The sequence below is a fragment of the Geminocystis sp. GBBB08 genome, assembly GCF_016743215.1.
Classification (GTDB): Bacteria; Cyanobacteriota; Cyanobacteriia; order Cyanobacteriales; family Cyanobacteriaceae; genus Geminocystis.
In genome coordinates this window covers 1-5,210 of the sequence record NZ_VRZC01000221.1, presented here as the reverse complement: position 1 = coordinate 5,210, position 5,210 = coordinate 1, and the positions used below count along the sequence as shown (strand labels likewise).

7 protein-coding genes are annotated in these 5,210 nt (G+C 32.1%); 5 read left to right on the top strand and 2 right to left on the bottom strand.

Annotation, left to right across the window (positions count from 1 at the left end):
- The 3 genes from FWJ34_RS18100 to FWJ34_RS18090 form a co-directional block, all read left to right on the top strand.
- Nucleotides 1–440 (top strand): DUF6515 family protein (locus FWJ34_RS18100; RefSeq protein ID WP_308256738.1); only part of this gene is annotated, 440 nt, incomplete at its 5' end.
- 317 nt (nt 441–757) lie between these two features.
- Nucleotides 758–1,504 carry an alpha/beta hydrolase gene (locus FWJ34_RS18095; protein WP_308256737.1) on the top strand — a complete coding sequence of 249 codons (747 nt, stop codon included), beginning with the start codon at nt 758–760 and terminating at the stop codon, nt 1,502–1,504.
- A gap of 671 nt (nt 1,505–2,175) precedes the next feature.
- On the top strand, nt 2,176–2,388 hold the full coding sequence (locus FWJ34_RS18090; protein ID WP_308256736.1) for a hypothetical protein: 213 nt from the start codon (nt 2,176–2,178) through the stop codon (nt 2,386–2,388).
- Nucleotides 2,389–2,681: 293 nt separating this feature from the next.
- Here the strand turns inward: FWJ34_RS18090 and FWJ34_RS18085 are convergent, their stop codons facing one another.
- Nucleotides 2,682–3,128, bottom strand: coding sequence for an EVE domain-containing protein (locus FWJ34_RS18085; protein WP_308256735.1), 447 nt, complete (start codon nt 3,126–3,128; stop codon nt 2,682–2,684).
- 107 nt (nt 3,129–3,235) lie between these two features.
- The gene (locus tag FWJ34_RS18080; protein WP_308256734.1) at nt 3,236–3,463 is read right to left on the bottom strand and encodes a ferredoxin-thioredoxin reductase variable chain; all 228 of its coding nucleotides are present in this window, start codon (nt 3,461–3,463) and stop codon (nt 3,236–3,238) included.
- A 226-nt stretch (nt 3,464–3,689) separates the two neighbouring features.
- Here FWJ34_RS18080 and purS point away from each other — a divergent pair, with 226 nt between their 5' ends.
- Together purS and purQ are read left to right on the top strand one after the other, a co-directional pair.
- Entirely contained in the window at nt 3,690–3,956 is a 267-nt protein-coding gene (purS, locus tag FWJ34_RS18075; protein ID WP_308256733.1) for a phosphoribosylformylglycinamidine synthase subunit PurS, read from the top strand.
- 49 nt (nt 3,957–4,005) lie between these two features.
- Nucleotides 4,006–4,683, top strand: a complete 678-nt coding sequence (gene purQ / locus FWJ34_RS18070; protein ID WP_308256732.1) for a phosphoribosylformylglycinamidine synthase subunit PurQ — start codon at nt 4,006–4,008, stop codon at nt 4,681–4,683.
- The last annotated feature ends 527 nt before the right edge of the window (nt 4,684–5,210 follow it).

Genomic DNA, 5,210 nt, shown 5'->3' with positions numbered 1-5,210 from the left:
GAACTGATCGTCAAGGAAACCGTCAAGACGGCATGACAAACCGTCAAAATAACCGCCAAGATTTTGTCAATAACAATTGGTACGGTGGCGGATGGTATGGCAGAGGTTATTATACCCCTCCTGGATGGGGTGCTTGGGCGGGATTGGCTGGATTAACAACGGGATTGATTATCGGTGCTACTGTGAATACGGCTCCTCCTTATTATGATACTGTTTACCTTGGCTCTAGCAGTTATATTTACTCTGATGGAGTGTATATGCAACCCGTTAACAATAGTTACGTTGTGGTTGCTCCACCTGTGGGTGTCGTGGTTAATTATCTCCCTGATGGATGTACTGTTATTCAAGATGGTGATTTTCAATATTATGACTGTGCGGGGATTTATTACGAAACCATCTATCAAAACGGTGCAACAGTTTATCGAGTCATGGAATATTAATGAACATCCCCTGAAACTCCATTTTAGTAAAACAGGCATCCGTGCCCGTTAACATTGATAAAACCGATTAGACTTCTCAAAAAAATATTATATATTAGTTCGTAGTAAGGGCTTTAGCCCTTCTTTTGACAAATATGGTCGATGTTTATTTGTGTATTTTTACTTAGTGAAAAAAAAGTTATATACAAAATATTCTCTCAGACATTAATAACTTGTTTAACAATTTGAGGATGTAAAATTAAGACATATTTAAAAACGCTACAAAAAGTAATAGATAAAATAAAAATAGTCAACCGATTGAAAAATTAACTAACCCCTTGATCTTTTTACCTTCTAAAACTCTCAACACTCGAAACCCTCTTTTTATTTATTTACCCGGCTTGGATGGCAGTGGCAAACTCCTGAAAAATCAAACTCAGATTTGGGAACATTTTGATGTGCGTTGTGTGGCGATACCCCCTAATCATGGCATTGAATGGCCGGAGTTAACCCAACAACTCGTAACCTTAATTCAAGAGCAAGTCAAAATTCATGATGATAGAGAAATTTACTTATGTGGCGAGTCTTTTGGCGCTTGTTTAGCCATGACATTAATGGAAAAAATCCCTAATTTATTTACAAAAGTAATTTTAATCAACTCTGCCTCGGCATTTCATGAGCGTCCATGGTTAAATTGGGGTACTTATATTACGCAAATAATGCCAGATTGGATTTATCGAGGTTCAACTTTATTACTATTACCATTTTTAGCAAAATTAGAGGCCTTGAATTTAAGGGAACGTCAACGATTACTCAGAGTTATGGCATTATTACCTCCCCACATTGTATCATGGCGCATCAGTTTATTAGCAAAATTTTTTTTAAATCAAAACAAATTAAATGAATATCAAAAAGATGTTTTAATTGTCGCTTCAAGAGAGGATCAATTATTACCATCCCTAAAAGAAGCTGAGAGATTAAATAGTATTTTTACTCACTCTAAAATAACTATTCTTCCTCATAGTGGTCATTGTTGTTTACTGGAAAAAGGGGTAAATTTACTACAAATAATTAAAAAATATTAAACGGTGATTTTTAGACTAAAACAGCTATAAGTAAATTATTAAAAGAGTTTAAGCATTATTTATTTTTAAGAAAATAGTTAATTGTTCCGCAATAAGCTAATTAATGTAAAGTTTTGTAAAAATACCTTTCCTTTTCAAAAAAACATTGTTATCTTATAAATATAGAAGCAGGTAAAAAGCTTCTTTCGATAGACCAATCAGCTCGTATAATTCTTAATTTAAACAGTGAGGTGAAAAGGCTGAAAAAGATACGCAATATCTGTCTTTCGATGACCGAAACAGCAGTTGATTTTCTGTTTCATATTTCCTAAACTCGTAAAAGGGAGCAATAGAACTGGATGAGATCTTCAAGCAAGATTGTTTGATATTCGGTGCAACTCCATAAAGTCTCAGTTTAGGCAGGAAAAAAGTGAATTAATGGAGGTTAAATAAGCTGTTGACGGTAATTTTAAGTTACGCTTTCGTGAATATCAATGACAGTAGTCAGTACCAAGTCTTGAATTTCCTAAGATATAGCGAAGCCGGAAGTAAGGGAACTGAGTTCGATGAATTTAGTGCAACTTCAAGCATTCTCAACTAGGATAGGAAGTGATAAAAGCGGGTCAATTCGGGCTACTGTTATTGTTATGATCACCTATAATTTGTATATCCTCTTCAATATTTACAAATATATGATCAAAATAACAGGCATAATTAAATATCAAGACATCGGTGTTGGTGTTTGGACTTTAGTTAGTGAAAGTGGTGAAACTTATGAGTTATATAAGCCGTCAGAGAGTATTCGTCAAGATGGTTTAAAGGTGAGAGTTGAAGGTAAAATTCGAGACGACATTATGTCGATGGCAATGGTTGGTAAGATATTGGAAATAATAAAAAATTTATAATTAGGAGTGTGTCAAAAAGTATTTTTATTGTGATGGGGTAGCTATTAGCAGTCAGCTATCAGCTTAAATGAGCAAAAATCAAGTTTTTAGCTTAGTAGTGTTATTGAGTTAATGTAAGTTTTTGAGTAAATAAGGGGTTTAAATCTCTTGCTAAAACTGCACACTTTTTTGTTAGTGTAGTATTTATCAACCCTTGATTATTATAGCCTTCTGATTCCTAACAGCAGGCCCTAATTAAAGAAAATGGGAAATAGGGAATAAATTATTGATTAATATGGGGAGAAGTAAAAAAATTATAAATTAAGAATCATTTTAGCGGTATTTTCAGGTACGGGAACTACTGATAAACGATTACCTTTTTTTACTACTAATAACTCTTCGGGCGAAAATCGATTTTTTAAGGTATTTAAACAGATTAAAGCTGGAAAAATTTGTTTAAATTGTACTTTGACTGTTTGCCAACGAGGTTGATTAATACTAGATTTTGCGTCAAAATAAGGACTTTTTGGCTCAAATTGAGTAGGATCTATTATGTTAGTTTCGACAATTTCTAGTAATCCTACAATACCGGGAGGTTTACAATTTGAGTGATAAAAAAAAGCTAAATCTCCTTTTTGCATTTGCTTTAAAAAATTTCTAGCTTGATAATTTCTCACACCATCCCAAATAGTTGTATTTTCTCGTTTTAAATCTTCAATACTATATACTTGAGGTTCAGATTTTATTAACCAATAATTCATGTTATTAAAGCAGTAATTACATAAATTTTATTTTAATCTGTGGGCAGTGTATCGCCAGACAGAATCTATTACTTATTACTTATTTTATGAATAAACTTAGATGCAAATTAATTACTAATTGTCTTTATTTCATGTTCTCGGAAATGTGCTTTAAATTTTTTGTCGAATTTTACCAGATAAGGAAAATTGGCACTAACTGGTCTTCCTTGCCATTCGGTTATAATTTCTATTAATTCTCCTTCCATCCCTTTTAAATCAAAGGCTTCTTTTTTATGTTCAGGATGATGATATACTAATACTGATTCTTGTACTTTAATGTGATCGCCTACTTTCATAGCTGAGATTTCAATAATAAATTTGCATAAACAAAGGATATATGCCGAAAAGGCAACTCTATTATTTTGGCATACCTCGTCATCTGTGCAAACTTAACCTTAAAAAAATTAACATCGATTTTTTAATTCCTGAAGTTTTTTGTTTCATTAATCCCAATGATTGTACTCATGTTAAAATCCTTTTTAGTGCTATTTGTACCTCGATTTTACATTTTAGGAACTATCCATGACTCAAAAATTTAACTCTCGTGTTTATGTAACTTTAAGACCTTCTGTATTAGATACAGCTGGAACTGCGGTAAAATCAGAATTACATCAATTAGGTTATCAAGGTGTCGAACATATTAGAATCGGTAAATATATTGAATTAACCTTGACGGCAGAAAGCAAAGAATTAGCTGATAAACAATTACATGAAATTTGTGATCAACTTTTGGCTAATCCTGTTATCGAAAATTACTCTTTTGATTTAATCCCTGTCGATGCACAATAGAAGATTGGCTTATTTTTAGAAAATTTAACTTACTGTCTAGGGTTTTATCATGAAATTTGGTGTAGTAGTTTTTCCGGGTTCAAATTGTGATCGAGATATAGCGATGGTGACAGAAGGTATTTTCAACCAAACCACTCGCATGATATGGCATCAAGAAACAGATATTGATGATTTAGATATTATTATTCTCCCCGGCGGTTTTAGCTATGGTGATTATCTTCGTTGTGGTGCGATCGCCCGTTTTTCCCCAGTGATGAAAAGTGTTATTCAACACGTAGAGAAAGGCAAGTTAGTTTTAGGGATTTGTAACGGTTTTCAAGTATTAACGGAAGCAGGATTATTACCCGGTGCATTAACTCGTAACCGTAATTTACACTTTATTTGTGATCAAATACCCATTAGAATAGAACATAATAACTCCTTGTGGACAAAAGGCTATCAATCAGAAGAAGTCGTTTGTTTTCCTATTGCCCATGGTGAAGGTAATTACTACGCTGATGAAGACACTTTAAAAGAGTTAGAAGATAACGGGCAAATTTTATTTCGTTATTGTGGTAAAAAAGGAGAAATCAACGATGAAAACAATCCTAATGGATCATCTAAAAATATAGCAGGAATTATCAACAAAAAAGGTAACGTTTTAGGTATGATGCCACATCCTGAAAGAGCTAGTGATACAGTATTAGGATTTAGTGATGGTAAAGCATTATTTGCCAATTTATTATAAAATACTAACAATATACTTTTTTAAAAAATTATTTTTTGTAATATATTACCAAAATTGTCCAGATAAATCATAATATAAATATAGACTTTAAAACCTAAAGATCAAACTGTAAAGTTTTCTTCAGTTCTTGACAAGTTTAAATCTCCAGTAAAACCCATTTTTTCAACTTAAAACTTTGCTAAAGTTGTTATATTTTGGGTTAGTTTTTCTTGTCAAACAATATCTATTCTGTTATTAAAATACTATTGAGGTGATTTCTTAAAAAAAAATTACTATATTAATCCCTTTTATTTTCTGGGAAAATTATTAAAAATTGGTGTTTTTATTTTGAGAAATAACCTTAAAAGTGGTAAATTTTTTTTACGCCTTAACTATCAATTATCAATTTTCTATTACCCATAAATCATCACTATGATTACAGCCGTTGCGTCTCTTAATCATCTCCTTAATGATCATGTCAAAACACCTTCTATAGAAGAGTCTTTAAGCCCACTTACTTTAAATTTAGCTTTTGAAGATATACGATC

Excerpts from the sequence above, each read along its gene's own strand:
- FWJ34_RS18090 (WP_308256736.1), top strand. The coding sequence starts at position 2,176 with ATGATCAAAATAACAGGCATAATTAAATATCAAGACATCGGTGTTGGT.
- FWJ34_RS18085 (WP_308256735.1), bottom strand. The coding sequence starts at position 3,128 with ATGAATTATTGGTTAATAAAATCTGAACCTCAAGTATATAGTATTGAA.
- FWJ34_RS18080 (WP_308256734.1), bottom strand. The coding sequence starts at position 3,463 with ATGAAAGTAGGCGATCACATTAAAGTACAAGAATCAGTATTAGTATAT.
- purS (WP_308256733.1), top strand. The coding sequence starts at position 3,690 with ATGACTCAAAAATTTAACTCTCGTGTTTATGTAACTTTAAGACCTTCT.
- purQ (WP_308256732.1), top strand. The coding sequence starts at position 4,006 with ATGAAATTTGGTGTAGTAGTTTTTCCGGGTTCAAATTGTGATCGAGAT.